Source organism: Solicola gregarius, from assembly GCF_025790165.1.
In the GTDB taxonomy this organism is placed as follows: domain Bacteria; phylum Actinomycetota; class Actinomycetes; order Propionibacteriales; family Nocardioidaceae; genus Solicola; species Solicola gregarius.
On record NZ_CP094970.1, the window covers coordinates 1,546,628 to 1,562,968 of the forward strand.

At 68.3% G+C, this 16,341-nt stretch carries 17 protein-coding genes; 6 read left to right on the forward strand and 11 right to left on the reverse strand.

Annotation, left to right across the window (positions count from 1 at the left end):
* Nucleotides 1-30: 30 nt before the first annotated feature.
* The 10 genes from L0C25_RS07750 to L0C25_RS07795 form a co-directional block, all read right to left on the reverse strand.
* Nucleotides 31-786 (reverse strand): dienelactone hydrolase family protein, encoded by a 756-nt coding sequence (locus L0C25_RS07750; RefSeq protein ID WP_271635888.1) that lies wholly within the window; start codon nucleotides 784-786, stop codon nucleotides 31-33.
* A gap of 3 nt (nucleotides 787-789) precedes the next feature.
* A complete protein-coding gene (proC, locus tag L0C25_RS07755) occupies nucleotides 790-1,587 on the reverse strand; it encodes a pyrroline-5-carboxylate reductase (RefSeq protein ID WP_271635889.1) in 798 nt (265 codons plus the stop codon).
* Nucleotides 1,588-1,595: 8 nt separating this feature from the next.
* Nucleotides 1,596-2,528 (reverse strand): proline dehydrogenase family protein, encoded by a 933-nt coding sequence (locus tag L0C25_RS07760; protein WP_333908575.1) that lies wholly within the window; start codon nucleotides 2,526-2,528, stop codon nucleotides 1,596-1,598.
* A 62-nt stretch (nucleotides 2,529-2,590) separates the two neighbouring features.
* On the reverse strand, nucleotides 2,591-3,337 hold the full coding sequence (locus tag L0C25_RS07765) for a phosphatase PAP2 family protein (protein WP_271635890.1): 747 nt from the start codon (nucleotides 3,335-3,337) through the stop codon (nucleotides 2,591-2,593).
* 55 nt (nucleotides 3,338-3,392) lie between these two features.
* On the reverse strand, nucleotides 3,393-4,130 hold the full coding sequence (locus L0C25_RS07770; RefSeq protein ID WP_271635891.1) for an ABC transporter permease: 738 nt from the start codon (nucleotides 4,128-4,130) through the stop codon (nucleotides 3,393-3,395).
* Complete coding sequence (locus tag L0C25_RS07775) at nucleotides 4,127-4,858, reverse strand: ABC transporter ATP-binding protein (RefSeq protein ID WP_271635892.1); 732 nt, start codon at nucleotides 4,856-4,858, stop codon at nucleotides 4,127-4,129. Before L0C25_RS07775 ends, L0C25_RS07770 begins: the two co-directional genes overlap by 4 nt.
* A gap of 54 nt (nucleotides 4,859-4,912) precedes the next feature.
* Nucleotides 4,913-5,488 carry a TetR/AcrR family transcriptional regulator gene (locus L0C25_RS07780; protein WP_271635893.1) on the reverse strand — a complete coding sequence of 192 codons (576 nt, stop codon included), beginning with the start codon at nucleotides 5,486-5,488 and terminating at the stop codon, nucleotides 4,913-4,915.
* A 1-nt stretch (nucleotide 5,489) separates the two neighbouring features.
* Nucleotides 5,490-6,332, reverse strand: a complete 843-nt coding sequence (locus tag L0C25_RS07785) for a sugar phosphate isomerase/epimerase family protein (RefSeq protein WP_271635894.1) — start codon at nucleotides 6,330-6,332, stop codon at nucleotides 5,490-5,492.
* A gap of 23 nt (nucleotides 6,333-6,355) precedes the next feature.
* Nucleotides 6,356-7,282 carry a Ppx/GppA phosphatase family protein gene (locus L0C25_RS07790; protein ID WP_271635895.1) on the reverse strand — a complete coding sequence of 309 codons (927 nt, stop codon included), beginning with the start codon at nucleotides 7,280-7,282 and terminating at the stop codon, nucleotides 6,356-6,358.
* Between the two features lie 9 nt (nucleotides 7,283-7,291).
* Nucleotides 7,292-9,706 (reverse strand): alpha/beta hydrolase, encoded by a 2,415-nt coding sequence (locus L0C25_RS07795; protein WP_271635897.1) that lies wholly within the window; start codon nucleotides 9,704-9,706, stop codon nucleotides 7,292-7,294.
* Between the two features lie 52 nt (nucleotides 9,707-9,758).
* Between L0C25_RS07795 and L0C25_RS07800 the strand changes: the two genes are divergently transcribed.
* The 3 genes from L0C25_RS07800 (at nucleotide 9,759) to L0C25_RS07810 (ending at nucleotide 11,689) form a co-directional block, all read left to right on the forward strand.
* Nucleotides 9,759-10,010 carry a hypothetical protein gene (locus tag L0C25_RS07800; RefSeq protein ID WP_271635898.1) on the forward strand — a complete coding sequence of 84 codons (252 nt, stop codon included), beginning with the start codon at nucleotides 9,759-9,761 and terminating at the stop codon, nucleotides 10,008-10,010.
* Nucleotides 10,011-10,256: 246 nt separating this feature from the next.
* A complete protein-coding gene (locus L0C25_RS07805; protein WP_271635899.1) occupies nucleotides 10,257-11,009 on the forward strand; it encodes a hypothetical protein in 753 nt (250 codons plus the stop codon).
* Between the two features lie 41 nt (nucleotides 11,010-11,050).
* Nucleotides 11,051-11,689 (forward strand): VOC family protein, encoded by a 639-nt coding sequence (locus L0C25_RS07810; RefSeq protein WP_271635901.1) that lies wholly within the window; start codon nucleotides 11,051-11,053, stop codon nucleotides 11,687-11,689.
* Between the two features lie 10 nt (nucleotides 11,690-11,699).
* On the opposite strand, the gene L0C25_RS07815 is transcribed toward L0C25_RS07810, so the two are convergent.
* The gene (locus L0C25_RS07815; RefSeq protein WP_271635903.1) at nucleotides 11,700-12,773 is read right to left on the reverse strand and encodes a hypothetical protein; all 1,074 of its coding nucleotides are present in this window, start codon (nucleotides 12,771-12,773) and stop codon (nucleotides 11,700-11,702) included.
* A gap of 85 nt (nucleotides 12,774-12,858) precedes the next feature.
* Between L0C25_RS07815 and radA the strand changes: the two genes are divergently transcribed.
* The 3 genes from radA to L0C25_RS07830 all read left to right on the forward strand — a co-directional run bounded on the left by radA (nucleotide 12,859) and on the right by L0C25_RS07830 (nucleotide 16,324).
* Nucleotides 12,859-14,379: a DNA repair protein RadA gene (radA, locus tag L0C25_RS07820; protein WP_271635904.1), complete on the forward strand. Its 1,521-nt coding sequence runs from the start codon at nucleotides 12,859-12,861 to the stop codon at nucleotides 14,377-14,379.
* A 67-nt stretch (nucleotides 14,380-14,446) separates the two neighbouring features.
* The gene (gene disA, locus L0C25_RS07825; RefSeq protein ID WP_271636804.1) at nucleotides 14,447-15,496 is read left to right on the forward strand and encodes a DNA integrity scanning diadenylate cyclase DisA; all 1,050 of its coding nucleotides are present in this window, start codon (nucleotides 14,447-14,449) and stop codon (nucleotides 15,494-15,496) included.
* A gap of 102 nt (nucleotides 15,497-15,598) precedes the next feature.
* The gene (locus tag L0C25_RS07830) at nucleotides 15,599-16,324 is read left to right on the forward strand and encodes a class I SAM-dependent methyltransferase (protein WP_271635905.1); all 726 of its coding nucleotides are present in this window, start codon (nucleotides 15,599-15,601) and stop codon (nucleotides 16,322-16,324) included.
* Nucleotides 16,325-16,341: the final 17 nt, after the last annotated feature.

The window sequence follows — 16,341 nt, forward strand, 5'->3', positions numbered from 1 at the left end:
CGCGGCGGGGCACCGGCATGCCTGCAACGTTCAGGTTCTCAGTTCTGCGGCGATGAACGCGCACCACGCTTCAACCGCGGCGTCCTGGGTCTCGCCATGGCGACCGCTGTGCACCATCAGCCGCTTGTCGCGCGACCCGAGCAGACCGAAGAGCGCGAGTTGACCGCCTCGCGTGAACAGCTCGTCGTCCCATTGGACGTGGAAGTGAACGGCCGCCGATACTGCTCGGGCATCCACGCGAATGCGGTCGTCCATCGCCAACCCCGCAGGCAGTCCCGTCTGACCGAGGCCGAACTTGCCGAGCACAGCGCACCGCAGCGAGTCGCCCATCGCGGCCGCTAGCGGCAGCCCGAACCGCGTACCCATCGAGAGGCCGATGAGACCGACCTGCGCCGGGTCGACGAATCCGAGATCGGCCAACTCGCCGATGACCGCACGCCAGTCGCCGACCATCCGATCGACGACAGCGTCGACCCCTTCAGCGATGATCCGCGCCTGGTACTCGGCCGGCGGGAGCGGCTCCGAGACCCGGTCACCGTGGTACGGACCGTCGATCGCAACGGACACAATGCCGCACTCGGTTGCGAACCACTGCGCGAGCATGCGGTTGCGGCCGCCGAGCTTGTGACCGGAACCGCCGTGCGCGAGCAGGACGAGCGGAGCCGACGGGCGGGAGTCAGCGGGAAGCCACAGCACGCCCGGGACGTCGCCCGAGGAGCGTTGCAGCGAGAAGCACCACTCGGCAACACCGTCAACGCCCGTCGAGGCGTCGTCCCACGTGAGCACGCCTCAGCCGGCCAGCTCCTGCGACCGGTTGCGTGCCGCCTCGAGCGCGGACAGGAACGCCGCGCGTACCTTGTGGTCCTCCAGCTCGCGAAGGGCGGCGGCGGTCGTGCCGCCCGGCGAGGTGACCCGCTCGCGCAGCTCGGTCGGATGGTCGCCGCTCTCACTGAGCAGCCGTGCGGAGCCGACGAGGGTCTGTACGACGAGCTCGGTTGCGGTCGAGCGCGGCAGGCCCAGGTGTACGCCGGCCTCGATCATCGACTCGACGACGAAGAAGATGTACGCGGGTCCCGAACCCGAGATCGCCGTGACGGCGTCCTGCTGCTTCTCCGGTACGCGCATCACCTTGCCCGTCGCGGAGAGCAGCGACTCTGCATGCTGAAGGTCCTCCTCACTGCAGTGCGACCCGCGCGAGATCGCCGCCATGCCCTCGTCGACAAGTGCGGGAGTGTTCGGCATGACTCGGATCGCCGCGACCTTGTCCGGCAAGCGCGACTCGAGCGTGGTGGTCGTGATGCCGGCGGCGAGCGAGATGACCAGCTGGCCGGGCGCGATGTGCGGCGCGATCTCGTCCAGCACGTCGGGCATGTCCTGCGGCTTCACCACGAGCAGGATGGTGTCGGCACGCTTGGCCGCCTCGACGTTGGTGACGATCTCGACGCCGTACCGCTCACGCAGCTCCTCGGCCCGCTCGGGACGCCGTTCGGACATCATCAGGTCGGCCGGTCGGCGCCCGCTCCGAAGCATGCCGGCGACGATCGTCTCGCCCATCACTCCGGCGCCGATCACAGCGATCACAGACATTGGTGCTCCTAGGACTTGGTGAGCAGGGACCTCGCGAAGAATGTGACATTGGACGGTCGCTCGGCCAGCCGACGCATGAGATAGCCGTACCACTGGGAACCGTACGGCACGTACACCCGCATCCGATGCCCCAGCTCGGCCAACCGCCGCTGCTCGTCGGGCCGCATGCCGTACAACATCTGCAGCTCGAACTCCTCGGTGGACCTGCCGTTGCGCTTCGCCAGCATCATCGAGATGTCGATCAACCGCGGGTCGTGCGTCGCGATCATCGGATAGCCCGCGCCGGCCATCAGCACCATCGCACACCGCACGTACGAGCGGTCGACGTCCATCCGCCGCTGGAAGGCGACCGACGCCGGCTCCTTGTATGCCCCCTTGCACAACCGCACGCGCGAACCCTCGTACGCGAGGTCGCGGCAGTCCTGCTCCGTGCGATGCAGGTACGCCTGCACGACCGCGCCCGTCGCCGGGAAGTCCGTGCGCAGCTCGCGCAGGATCGTCAGCGTCGAGTCGGTCGTGGTGTGGTCCTCCATGTCGAGGGTCACCGTCGTACGCGCGTCGTCGGCCCCCCGACAGATCCGGCGCGCGTTGTCGATCGCGACCCGCTCGCCGTCGCGGCCCAACGCCTGACCGATGGCCGAGAGCTTGACCGAGACCTCGGCCCGCCCGGTCTCACGGGACACCGTGAGCGCGTCGATCAGCTTCAGGTAGGCGTCGACGTTCGCGTCGGCCTGCGTACGGTCGTGGCAGTCTTCACCGAGGTGGTCGAGACTCGCGAGCAGACCACCGTCGGCGAGCGTGCCGACGGTGCGCACCGCATCCTCGGTCGACTCGCCCGCAACGTACCGTGCGACGATTCCGCTCGACACCGGCATCGTCGCGACCAGGCCCTTCACCCGGTCGCTTCTCGACAGCGCGAGCAACGATCGCCGGAGCAACATGACCTCCACTCGCCGCGTACGACTGACGCATCGATCCTACGCGCGAAAGGCGACGTGCCGGCTCAGGTCGACCGAACCCGAGGCACCTCTCGCGCCCGCCGATCGCGGTCACGCCACGGACGTACGATCCGCGCAGACAGCACGATCAGCGCTGCGCCGACGACCGCGTCAAGCACCCAGTGGTTCGCCGTCGCCACGATCACGACCGTGATGAGCAGCGGATAGCTCCACACCAACGCCCTCGCACCGGGAGACTTGACGATGGCGCTCAACGCCCATGCACTCCACAGCGACCACCCGACGTGCATCGACGGCATCGCCGCGAGCTCGTTCGTCGTGGTGCCGAGCCCGCGCGGCGCGGACGCGTCAGCGCCCCACCAGCCGAAGTTGGCAGTCTCTGCCAGGGTGTCGACGAACCCGGGTACGAGGCGTGGCGGCGCGGTCGGGAACAGCAGATAGCCCACCAGCGCGATGGCCGTGCCGAGCACGAGCACCCGCCGCCAATGTGCGTACTGCTCGGGCGCCTTGCGCCACAGCACGACGAGTACGACGGGCGTCACGATGTAGTGCATCGACGCATAGGCGTACGACGCCGCAACCTCCATCAAGGGCAGGCCCGTCAGGATGTGGTTGAGCGTCCGCTCGACATCGAGCCCCACCAGCCGTTCCAGATCGACCACGAAATCGGCGTGCGAGCGCGCGAGCTGCAGGTCATTGTCGGCGAACAACCGGCCGACCGTGTAGCCGACGTACAGCACCGCGAGCAGGCCGACCTCGCGCAGTAACGCGAAGCGACGCCGCTGGCGCACGCGGACCGAGACGCATTTATGCATTTGGATGGCACCCCCCTGCCAGATATGGCTGCTAAGCAGACCTCCGCCGCAGCGTCGCCGCGCCCAGCAGCAGCACGGCGACTGCGAACGCGGCGACCACGACCACGTCGGCCGATAGGTCGGTAGTCCAGTTCTGATAGCTGACGACTTCCTGCATCGCATCGACCGAGTACGTCAGCGGCAAGATCTTGGAAGCGCCTTCGAGGAAGCCGGGCATCTGGTCCGTCGGCACCAGAAGCCCGCACAGCAGGATCTGCGGGATCACGAACAACGGCATGAACTGCACGGCCTGGAACTCCGTCTCCGCGAACGCCGAGACGAAGAGCCCAAGTGCGGTGCCGACAACGGAGTTGAGGACGGCGATCAGGCCGAGCGTGAGCCAGCTGCCCTCGATGTCGAGCCCGAGGAACGACAGCGCAAGCGTGGCCGTGAACAGGCTCTGCACGATTGCGAGGACGCCGAACGCGATGGCGTACCCGACCAGGAAGTCGACCTTGCCCATCGGCATCGCGAGTAGTCGCTCCAGAGTGCCCGACTTGCGCTCACCGAGCGTCGTCACCGAGGTGACGAGGAACATCACGATGAACGGGAAGACAGCGAGCAGCGGCGCCCCTATCTGGTCGAAGATCTGCTCCTGATCCAGGAACAGCCACCAGAGCAACGTCATCAGCATGCACGGGGCGACGATCAGCATTGCGACGGTGCGATGGTCGCGGCGCAGTTGGGTGAGTACGCGCAGCGCGACGGCGCCAGTGATCCGCGGTGTCATCTGACCGCCCCCTCGTCGCCACGTACCAATGCCAGGAAGGCGTCCTCGACCGAAGTGGTGCCCGTCGACTCACACAGTGCCTGCGGGGTGTCCGAAGCGAGGATTCGGCCCTCCCTCATCAGAAGTAAACGATCGCAACGCTCGGCTTCATCCATCACATGGCTGGAAACCAGCATCGTGGTTCCGCTGTGAGCGAACTCCGCGAACATGTCCCACAGCTCGACGCGGAGTACCGGGTCGAGCCCGACCGTCGGCTCGTCCAGGATCAGCAGCGGCGGTTGGCCCAGCAGAGCCACGGCGAGCGACGCCCGCGAGCGCTGCCCGCCGGAAAGGTTGCCGACCAAGGCATCGCGGTGGCTGGCGAGACCGACACTCTCGATCGCGGCGTCGACCTCATCGGAGATCGACACGCCGAGCACCCGCGCGAAGAAGGTGAGGTTCTCGGCCACGGTGAGGTTGTCGTAGACACTCGGCTCCTGGGTGACATAGCCGATCCGGTCGCGCAGCGACTTGCTGCCGGCATCCTCACCGAGCACGCGCACGGTGCCCGCCTTGACCCGCTGGACGCCGACGATCGAACGAATCAGCGTCGACTTGCCGCATCCCGAAGGCCCCAACAGACCGGTGATCACCCCCGAGCGCAGCCCGACGTCGATGCCCGGAAGCACGGTGCGTGACCCACGTACGACCGTCAGATCCTCGATCGTGACCGCATCGTTTTTCAACATGTGTTGAATTATGCCGCGAGGTCGATTCCCGCGCAAGGGAGAGCCGGGTCACACCTACAGGTCGATGTAGCGCTGGATGGTCGGGCCGACCAGCTGGGCCAGCTCCTCGCTGTCCATCGAGACCAGCGGCTCGACGCCGATCAGGTAGCGGGCGACGATGAGACCGATGATCTGGGATCCGACCAGGCCGACCGCTCGCTCGGACACGCCGCCCTCGATCTCCTGGCGCAACGCCGGGAAGATCATTCCCTCCACGAACGCCGTGCGCAGTTCGGTGCCCGCGGCCGTCCCGCTGGTGAGCGAGCGAAGGACGCCGAGCAGCGAGGGCTGATACGCCTCGTCGTCCCAGACGGTGAGCATCGTACGAATCACCGCGACACCGGCCTGGTCGCGCGGCACGTCGAGTGCCTCGGCGAGTCGCTCGCGCGGCGACAGCGGAAGGTCCATTGCGGCGACGAAGAGCGCGTCCTTGCCGTCGAAGTAGTGGTGGATCAGGGCGGGGTCGACACCGGCGGAACGCGCGATGCTGCGCAGCGACGTACGGTCGAAGCCCTGTGACGCGAACGCCTCACGTGCGGCCGCGATGATCTCGCCCCTGGTGTCGGGCGTGCCCGACCTGCGCCCGGCCATGTCAGCGCGCCTCCCCGCCGCGGGCAGGCGCGACGAGGTTCAGCCGGGTGAACGCGAGCGCCTCGGCCAGATCGGTCTCGCGCTCCTCGCGGTCGTTGCATCGCCGGGTGTTGATCTCGACGACGACATGCCCGCCGAAGTTGCGCTCCGCCAGCAGCTCCAGCAGCTCCGCGCAGGGTTGGGTGCCGCGCCCGGGTACGAGATGCTCGTCTTTCGCCGAGCCGAGGCCGTCTGTCATGTGCACGTGTGCGAGCCGGTCACCGAGCTGTTCGGCCATCTCGACAGGGTCGGCGCCGGCGGTCGCGGTATGCGAGACGTCGAGGGTGACGTGCTCGTAGCCGAACTCGACGGGATTCCACCCGGGTACGTACGCCTGGAACTCCCGTCGCGCGGTGCGCCACGGGTACATGTTCTCGACGGCGAACGTCATACCCGTCTCCTCCTCGAGGTCGGCGATGCCCTCCACGAAGGCCCGACCGTACTCGCGTTGCCAGCGAAACGGCGGGTGCACGACCACCACGTCGGCGTCCAGCTCGTGCGCCATCTCCGCACTCTTGACCAATTTGCCCCACGGCTCGAGACCCCATACCCGCTGCGTGATCAGCAGGCACGGCGCATGCACCGAGACGACCGGAATCCCGTGGAACTCTCGGAGGTCGCGGACCGCGTCGAGATCTTGGCTCGTCGCATCGATGCCGACCATCACCTCGACGCCGTCGTAGCCGAGCCGGGTAGCGAGCTCGAAGCCCGCCGCCGTCGGTTCCGGGTACACCGACGAGGTCGACAGCGAGACCGATGCCTCGGGAACCCCGACGACGCGACCTCGATCCGAGTCAGACTGCACGCGTCAACTGTAGATGCCGCATCTCAAAGCCGGTCGAGATGCTCGAGGATCACGCCCTCGCGTAGTGCCCACGGGCAGATCTCGAGCTCCTCCAGCCCGAACAGATCGAGCACCGCATCGGCGACCACCGCGCCGGTGACCATCTGGTGTGCGCGATGCGCAGAGACCCCAGGCAGCTGAGCCACCTCGTCCGCGCTCAGCGTCTCCAGCTCCGCCAGTAGAGACTGCAGGTCAACGCGCGTCAGCACCCGGCGTACGTACGGGCCATCGGACGACGGCGCTGCGCCCGCCATCCGGGCCAGCGAGCGGAAGGTCTTGCTGGTCGCCACGGCATGCACGAAATCGCCACCACGCTTGACCATTCCGACATGCTCGGCGATCTCGGCGCGGACGTGACGACGCATGCCGCGGAGCTGTTCCTGGTCGGGAGCACCGCCCCCTTGAATCCAGTTCCGGGTGAGCCTGCCGGCGCCGAGGGGCAACGACAGCGCGACCGTCGGGTGCTCGTCCGATCCCGCCGCGATCTCGAGCGAGCCGCCGCCGATGTCGAATACGCCGAGATGACCCGACGACCAGCCGAACCAGCGCCGCACGGCCAGGAACGTCAGTCGTGCCTCGACATCCCCGGACAGGACGACCAACTCGGTTTCCGCTTCGTCGAGTACGCGGCGGAGAACGTCGTCGGAGTTGACCGCGTCGCGGATCGCCGAGGTCGCGAACGCAAGCACCGACGTCGCGCCCTTGTCCTCGGCGACCTGCTGCGCGTCGGCGACGAACTTGACCAGCGCGTCGACGCCTGCCGGGGTCACCGCGCCGCTGTCGTCGAGGTGGTCGGTCAGCTGAAGGGGGTCCTTGTAGCTGTACGCGGGCAGCGGTGGAGCACCACGGTAGGCGTCGACCACCAGGAGATGGGCGGTGTTCGAGCCGATGTCGAGGACTCCGAGTCGCATGCCCCCACGCTAACCTCTGGGTGGTCGCACCGTCGCGACCGTCGTACGCGGTTCGTGATGCGCAACACGCCAGACGAGCCGAAGGCGCTTGACCGGCGCCTTCGCCCCGCGGCGTACCGTCGGGATCGTCAGCACTCCGACGCGCTTGCCCGTCGGCACCCGCACCGAGACCGAATACACCGATTTGCTCAGTTTGCGCTTCGGGTGCGACGGGTCGCCATGGCGTCGCAGCCACTTCTTCGGCACGTCGACACCGCGCATCGGCGCGAACCCCTTCGCATCCCGCAGTCGCACCGACACCTGCATCGGGAACCCGACCGCCTTGGAGAGCTTCAGGCGCATCCGGATCGGCTGCCCGGCCCGGTACGTCTTCCGCTTCGGCTCTATCACGACCTTCGGCGCGGGGTCGTCATCGAGGACGACCGCGCTGCCCTGGTACTTGTGCAGCGCTACCCCGCGTACGGGCTGGGCGATTGCCCGGAAGACGCTGCGGTCGCGGTCGTCGAGCTTGTTGCGCGCGTAGTGCAGCGCGATCGAGCCACCGCGCTTGCCCGCTGGAACATTGACGTGTACCAACCTGGTCCGCGGCTTGCCGCGCGGCTTCTCGATCAGCACGTCGAAGCTGGATGCGGACGACACTGAACCCGCCAGCCGGTAGGGCAGCCGAATGATGCCCTTACCCTGGTCGCCCTCCTTCTTCTCGGCATTGCCGAGGAGAAGTCGCGGGAGCGTACGGTCGGGCACGTCCGGCAGACTCGCGTCCCGCGCCGCACCGTCGACGATCCAGGCGGTTCCGCTGTCGTTGCCGCTCACGATTCGCACGGACGCGACCGCGGCCGGGTCGAAGTCGGCGGACGCGGACGGAGGGTCGAGCCGTACGGTCTGCGCCCACGCCGGACGCAGCCAGCGGCCGCCCGGCAGACGCAGGGTCTTGACCGTTCGCGACCAGGTGCCGCCCGTCGTGTCGCGCAGCTCGACACGGACGTTGGGCACGCCCTTCGACGCGATCATCCGCAGGTCGAGGGTTCTGCCGTCGGCGTCGAGATCGAGCGGCTCGTCGAACGTCAATCCACCCGATCGGCCCGACCGGGACCAGTCGAGGCGAGCCTCGTGGAGTACCGCTCGCGACACGGTGCCGGAGAACGGCTGCATCCAGTGCACCTCGCGGCCACCGTCGGCGACTCCCGCGGCACAAGACCGCAGGCCGTCGGCACTCTTCACTCCGGTGGTCGCGAGACACTCGCGTGCCGCTCCGCTCACGGTCGCATCGACACCGGCCCGCACGGGCGTACGCGCGCCGCCGATCGCATGCGACCAGACGAGGCCGTTCGCACCCATCGACTTCGTGGTCAAGGCACCCGGCGCGTCGAACAACGCGAGCATCTCCGGGTCGCGCTGTACGAACATCCGTACCGCACCGGTCGTCAGGGTCAGCCCCACCTTGCGCTGCTCGCGCGGGCTGAGGCGCGTCTCGGAGGCCTTCCGACCACACACCTTGTCGCCCTGGTCGCCCCAGTCGTCGAAGCTCGGCGCGGCCGAGATGCCCGGCGTCCACTCGGTGTTGAAGAAGTTGTGGTTCGCACCGCGCACCAGGATGCTGCTGCGCAACGAGGTGTCGTCGGCGGCGAGGCCGGCGCTGGCGTCGACGAACTTCTGTCCCTGCAGATCGGACACGTCGCCGTCGCAGTAGGGCAGCGTGACGGCCGTCGGCGCGTACCCTGCCGTGTGCTGTGAGAAGTCCGTCGGCGCGAGCAGCAGCTGGCCGACGATCGAGTACGGCGCCGAGCCGCCCGAGTCGACGACCGCCTGGTTGGCGCCCTCGCCGCCGCGGCTGTGCCCGACGAGCACGACCTGGTCCATATCGAGACGACCGCTCCACCGGTTTCCCGACTCGGACGTCTTCTCGGCAAGCAGCTTCAGGTGGTGGCGGATCAGCTTCGACCGCGCCGCCGCGCCGCCGTCGGCGTCACGGTAGTCCTGCTGGTTGATCGCATTCGCGGAGATCGAGACCGTCGCGTACCCCTGTGTCGCCAGCCGCTGCTGCAGGTACGTATAGCCACGGAAGCTCGGCACAGGCTTCGAGTCGCCAGCACAGGGCCAGGAGCCGTTCTCGCCCTTCCCGTAACACGCCTGGTGTCGGCCGTGCAGGAACAACACCAGCGGGGCGTCGTCGACACCCTCGGGGAGAACCGCCTGGCCGAGCACCTCCATGTCTCCCGGATACCGCTTCCACGGGAGCGTTCCGTAGCGGTATTCGAACGAGGTCGTCTCGTGCTCGCCCGGCTCGGCAGGGTCGACGCCCACATCGCGGGGCTCGGCCTGGATCAGGTCGGCAAGGTCGCCGGAACGCAAGGGAGGCGTCGCGCCGTCGAGGCGGCGAGATCCCAGCCATACCTCGAGATCGTCGGTGTTGTTCGCCTCCACGCCCTCGAAGCGTCAACGTACGTCCGTCGACGCTCGGGTAGCCGATCACCCGGTGGCCGATGCGGAACTCCGGTCGCGCGGACGTGAGGGGAAGGTCCGCACCGGACCTCCACACGAGATCGGTGCCGCTGTCGGACTCGCGTACTGCCCACTCGCCGCGGGTGGAGCCGTCGGGCGCGAGCGTGCGTACGACGTCGGTCGCGTCGGGCGGGTCGGCGGCGTTCGCGGGCGCCGCGTACAGCACCGCGACCGGCATCGCCGCACCGGCGAGAATCGCGAGGACGCGACGGACCAATGGCGTTGAAGACGATGACATGCTGCTGCTCCCCCCAGGGCGCCGGCTCGGATCGGCGCAATGGCGTCAGCATATGCCGCATCGAGTTCGGTAATAGCCGGTACGCGAAAAGCTTCCGCTCGGGCTGACGGACGGCCGCGACGAAGGAATCTGCCTTTGGCCGCACCGTCTGGGCCAAAGGCAGATTCCTTCGTCCACCCACCGACCCACTCACCCATCGAGCGCCGAGGTACTGCTACGACCTACGCTGGACAGATGCCCGAGGTACTTCTCGACTTCCCGAGGTCCTTCGTCGAGTTCACCGACCCCGATGACGACGACCAGGTCTTCCGCTGCGACCTGACCTGGCTCACGTCGCAGTACAAGTGCATCTTCGGCCAGGGCTGTCGCGGCATCTATGCGAGCTCACCCCATGCCGGGTGTTGCGCGCTCGGTGCGCACTTCGCCGACTCCGATGACGAGAAGCGCGTCCGCCGGTACGTCAAGCGACTCGGTCCGGACGTATGGCAGAAGCGCGCCGAGGGCCGCGCCAACGGCTGGGTGGAGACCGACGACGAGGGTGATCGCAAGACCCGAGCAGTCGACGGTGCCTGTATCTTCCACAACGACCCCGACTTCGAGGGCGGCTACGGCTGCGCGCTGCACATCTGGGCCCTCGCCAACGGCAAGGAGCCGCACGAGGTCAAGCCGGACGTGTGCTGGCAGCTGCCGTTGCGGCGCCGATACCGCGAGGTCGAGCGCGGCGACGACACGACGTACCTCGAGATCGAGATCGGCGAGTACACGCGGGCCGGCTGGGGCCCGGGCGGTCACGAGCTCGACTGGTACTGCACCGCCAACACCGAGGCGCACGTCGCGCCCGAGCCGCTGTACATCACCAACGAGGTCGAGTTGGTCGCGATGATGGGCCGCCCCGCGTACGACGTGCTCGTCGGGTTGTGCGAGGAGCATCTGGCCCGTAGACCGGTCGCGACCCGGCATCCAGCGGATCCCGACGTCGGCACCTGACCCCGCTGTCGGGCCCGATGAGTGCCAACGCACAATGAGGTATGCGTCTCGACCATGTCTCGTTCGCCGTCGGACCCGATGGGCTGGCCGGCACCACGAACCGTCTCACGGAGCTACTCGATGCGAAGTTCGTCGATGGCGGGGTTCACCCCCGCTTCGGCACCAGGAACATGATCCTTCCCCTCGAGAGCGACCAGTATCTCGAGATCGTCGAGGTACTCGACCACCCGGCATCCGACAAGGCACCGTTCGGCCAGGCAGTACGCGAGCGCTCCGAGGCCGGCGGCGGCTGGCTCGGCTGGGTCGTCGCCGTCGACGACATCGGACCCGTCGAGCACCGCATCGGCCGGCACGCCGTACCCGGCAACCGGCGTCGCCCCGACGGCTACAACCTCGAGTGGCAGCAGATCGGCGTCAAGGGACTCCAGTCCGATCCGCAGCTGCCGTTCGTTGTGTCGTGGGACATCCCGTCGTCGGAACACCCCTCGCAGTCGGGTCCGGCGACCACGCGCCTCGCGTCTCTCGAGATCGCCGGCAACCCACAGCGCGTCACCGACTGGCTCGGCGAACCCGCACTCGACGCGCTCGAAGGCATCGAGGTCGACTGGGTCGCGCCGAACGGAATGCCCGGCATCGTCGCCGCGCGCTTCGAGACCCCGCAGGGTCCAGTACGGGTCTGAGCCGGCCCGATCAGTCGTCGCCCGAGCCGCCTCGGGTCCTCGCGTACGCGATCAGCACCTCTGCACCGGCACTGACGCCGACCTGCGCGACGGCCGCATCGGTCCAGTCGTCGGGTCCCGGGCCGTCCTCGCGTACGGGGCGTAGGTCGCTCAAGTCTCCGACGACGTCGTAGCCGCCCGAGCGCACCGTGTCGATCCAACGCTCGGCGACCGCAGCGGCACGTTCGAACGCGTGGTCGGGCAGCACCGGCTTCGGGCTTGGTTCGGTACGTGCCAACACGGCATTGACGACGAACTTGCGGATCACCGAGTAGTCCGCCGATGTCACCCGGTCGCCCATCGCGGCATTGACGCGGCGCAGGAACTCGGCCTGTACGACCCCGAGGCTGTGGTTGAGCACGGGTTGGGACGGGATCTCGTAGAGCGCCGGGTCGACTCCGAGCACTGCGCAGAATCGTTCCCAGAGCACCGTCGTCGCTGCACCTTGGGGAGGTACGACGACGACCCGGATGCGTTCGGGCGGTACGTGCTTCTCCCAGGCCCGCACCACCCGATCGAGCTGCTGGTCGCGGAAGTGACCGTGCCGATACTTCCCGTCGGCCCCCAGGTCACACCCGGCCAGGAACTCGTCGAACGTCGACGGTGAGCGAAACCGCAACCCCTGCTGCCATACCGACATCAGCTGCCGGGCGGGGTCGCGGGCAGTGATGAGGACGTCGGCCTCATGCCCGTCGAGGCCGGCGATCGCCGTCGGCGTGGCGTCGGACAGCGGAGCGCCGAGGACCTCGTGGCTGAACACCACGGTTCCGTCGAAGGAACGCGTCGAGTCGAAGAACCGCCGCCAGTGCCCCTCCGCCGGTTGCTCCATGCCGGCGTACCGATGTCGATCACGGCCGTCCAGGGCAGCGAGAAGTCGGCCGCGCGCACCGAACGTCGGATAGAGGACGCCGGACTCGCCCAGCGGCGCGCGGTTCTTCCTCAGGATCGACTGCAGGAACGACGTACCGGTCTTCGGCAGACCGACGTGCAGGACGTAGCGCGCATGAGCCTCTTCTGCGCCGTCGGTGGATACGTCGTCGCTCACTATGCGGACATTAACCGCCCGGTCGGGCGTCGATCAACATCCCGGTCCGGGGTGTCTGTCGGCATCGTGGCCTACGGTGACCCACATGACGAGGACCACCAAGGCTGGTGCGGCAAAGTCGAAGCCGGCACGATCCGGTTACCGCTGTACCGAGTGCGGGTGGATCACCCCGAAGTGGGTCGGCCGCTGTGGCGAGTGCCAGGCGTGGGGCACGGTCGACGAGATCGGCGTCGAGCCCACCGGGCGTACGCAACCCGCGGCCGTTTCGAAGCCCGCACAGCGCATCAGCGAGATCGACGTCGAGGCATCGGCCTCGGCGCCCTCGGGAGTCGCCGAGCTCGACCGCGTACTCGGGGGTGGCGTGGTGCCGGGAGCGGCCCTGCTCCTTGCCGGTGAGCCGGGTGTCGGCAAGTCCACGCTGCTTCTCGAGGTCGCCGCACGATGGTCGTCCGCCGGGCGGCGGACCCTCTACGTGTCGGCAGAGGAGTCGGCCGCGCAGGTACGACTGCGCGCCGACCGCACCAGCGCCGTGCACGACACGCTCTACCTCGCGGCCGAGACCGACCTGTCGGCGGTGCTCACCCACATCGACGAAGTCGACCCGAGTCTGCTCATCGTCGACTCCGTGCAGACCGTCGGCTCGACGGCCGTCGAGGGTGTTCCCGGAGGTGTGACCCAGGTACGCGAGGTCGCGGCGACACTCGTGCAGATCGCGAAGCGCCGCAACATCGCAACGTTGATCGTCGGCCACGTCACCAAGGACGGAGGCATCGCCGGCCCGCGCGTGCTCGAGCATCTGGTCGACGTCGTCCTCTCGTTCGACGGCGACCGCAACTCGCGGCTGCGGTTCGTGCGAGCCGTCAAGAACCGCTTCGGACCGATCGACGAGGTCGGCTGCTTCGACCTGTCCGACGACGGCATCGTCGAGGTGCCCGACCCGACCGGCCTGTTCGTATCGCGACATGCGACTCCCGTTCCCGGCACCTGCGTGACCGTCCCCCTCGAGGGCCGGCGCCCACTCCTCGCCGAGGTGCAGTCGCTCGTCGTCCAGACGGCCGCCGGCGCCCCCCGGCGTACGACGAGCGGCGTCGACTCCGCACGAATGGCCATGATCCAAGCGGTGTTGACGAAACGCTGCGGCGTACCGCTGCAGGGCGTCGACGTCTATGCGGCAACGGTCGGCGGCGCCCGGCTGATCGACCCGGCGGCCGACCTCGCCGTCGCGATCGCGATCGCGTCCGCAGCGCGCGAGGAGGCGGTCGCATCCGACCTCGTCGCGATCGGCGAGGTCGGGCTTGCGGGCGAGGTCCGCCGCGTCGGCGGCATCCACAGCCGACTCCGCGAGGCGGCGCGCATCGGCTTCCGGCACGCGATCGTGCCTGCCGACGTCGGGCCGGCGCCGGTGTCCGACGCCGTCGACGGCATCACCGTCGTACCCGTCGGCGACGTCGCAGCTGCCCTCGAGCTGCTCGGTCTCGGGCGCCGCCCGGGTACGCCGCGCACCGACGCCACCAACGGTCGCGCTGTCGCCGCGGCACCGTCGTCAGACGGGCCGCGCGATACGGCGTCCCCAGCACACCCGGGTTGGCCCTTAAACTGGTCCTGACCTCGACAAGCTGAGGAGCAGCGTGGCCATCGACGGATCGTCCAGCAAGACCATCGCGAACTCGCGCATGCGCGCAACCATGGGCAGCATCGCGCCCGGCACCCCGCTACGCGAGGGCCTCGAGCGGATCCTGCGCGGACGTACAGGCGGCCTCATCGTTCTCGGGCACGACAAGACGATCGAGTCGATCTCGACGGGCGGCTTCGAGCTCGACGTGCCGTTCACACCGACCGGCCTTCGCGAGCTCGCGAAGATGGATGGTGCGATCATCCTCGACAAGGACGCCACCCGCATTCTGCGTGCCGCCGTCCATCTGATGCCCGACCCGACCATCCACACCGACGAGTCCGGCACCCGGCACCGCACCGCCGATCGGGTCGCCCGACAGACCAACCACGCGGTCGTCTCGGTCTCCCAGTCGATGCAGCTGATCGCCGTGTACGTCGGCGAGCACCGCCGGGTGCTCGAGGAGGCCGGCGCCATCCTCGGTCGGGCGAATCAAGCCCTGGCGACGCTCGAGCGCTACAAGCTTCGCCTCGATGAGGTCTCGGGAGCGCTGTCTGCGTTGGAGATCGAGGACCTCGTCACGGTTCGTGACGTGTGCTCGGTCGCGCAGCGCCTCGAGATGGTCACCCGGATCGCCGCCGAGATAGAAGACTATGTGCTCGAGCTCGGCAGCGACGGCAGGTTGCTCTCGCTGCAGCTCGACGAGCTCGTCACCGGTGTCGACCTCGACCGGCAGCTGATCGTGCGCGACTACCTACCCGGCGGCCGCAACTCTCGCAAGCCCGCCGATGTGCTCGCCGACCTCTCTCGCGTCGGCGCGGGCGACCTCGTCGACCTGTCGGCCGTCTCCCGCGCACTCGGCCTCGGCTCGGGCGAGCACCTCGACTCCGCGGTGTCGCCGCGCGGCTACCGGCTGCTTGCGAAGGTGCCACGGCTCCCGTCGCCCGTCGTCGAACGGCTCGTCGACCACTTCGGAACCTTGCAGAAGCTCCTTGCCGCCGGCATCGAGGACCTGCAGGCGGTCGACGGCGTCGGTGAGCTGCGCGCCCGCAGCGTACGCGAGGGGTTGTCCCGCCTCGCCGAGTCGAGCATCCTCGAGCGGTACGTGTAGGTCCCCGGCCCGTCCGGCTCAGCGGTAGCCGAGACGTACGCCCTGCCCCGACCCGTCAACGGGCGCGGGAGTACCGCCGGAGCCAGTACGTATAGTGTCCGGATGGTTGGGACGACATTGACGAAGACAATTCAAGACATCGACGGTTGGTTCGGGCCCGTCGACCAGATCCTGTTCGAGTACTTCCTGCGTGACGATGCGCCCGAGGCTCCCGGCGACCTGGTGGAGCTCGGCGCGTACAAGGGCAAGAGCGCGGCGTGGATGGGCGGCTTCCTGCGCGATGGCGAGACGTTCACCGTCTGCGACCTGTTCGGCGCCGAAGCGGAGGCTTCGGCCAACGCGGTTGAGAACCAGAAGTCGTACGCCACCCTCGACCGTGTCGCATTCGAGGAGAACTACCGCGCCGTACGTGGCGACCTTCCCGTGGTGATCCAGGGGCTCTCGTCGTCGATCCTCGAGCACGTGTCCGCGGACAGCGCGAGGTTCGTGCATGTGGACGCCTCGCACCTTTACCCGCACGTGCTCGTCGACCTCGAGTCCGCGGAGACGATGCTCAAGCCGGGTGGCGTCGTTGCATTCGACGACTACCGCAGCGCACACACCCCCGGCGTCGCCGCAGTCGTCTGGGGTGCCATCGCCACCGGGCGCTTGCACCCCATCTGCATGACGCGGGCGAAGATGTACGGCGTGTTCGGTGACCCGACCGAGCATGCGAGCCGCCTACGCGACTGGCTCGCAACCCATGATGACGCTCCCGCCTGGGTCGAGAACGAGATCGACGGGCGAGACATCGTGCGGTTCAAACCCCTGCGCCGAACGAAGAAGTAGCCGCGCCCCACGCCGCT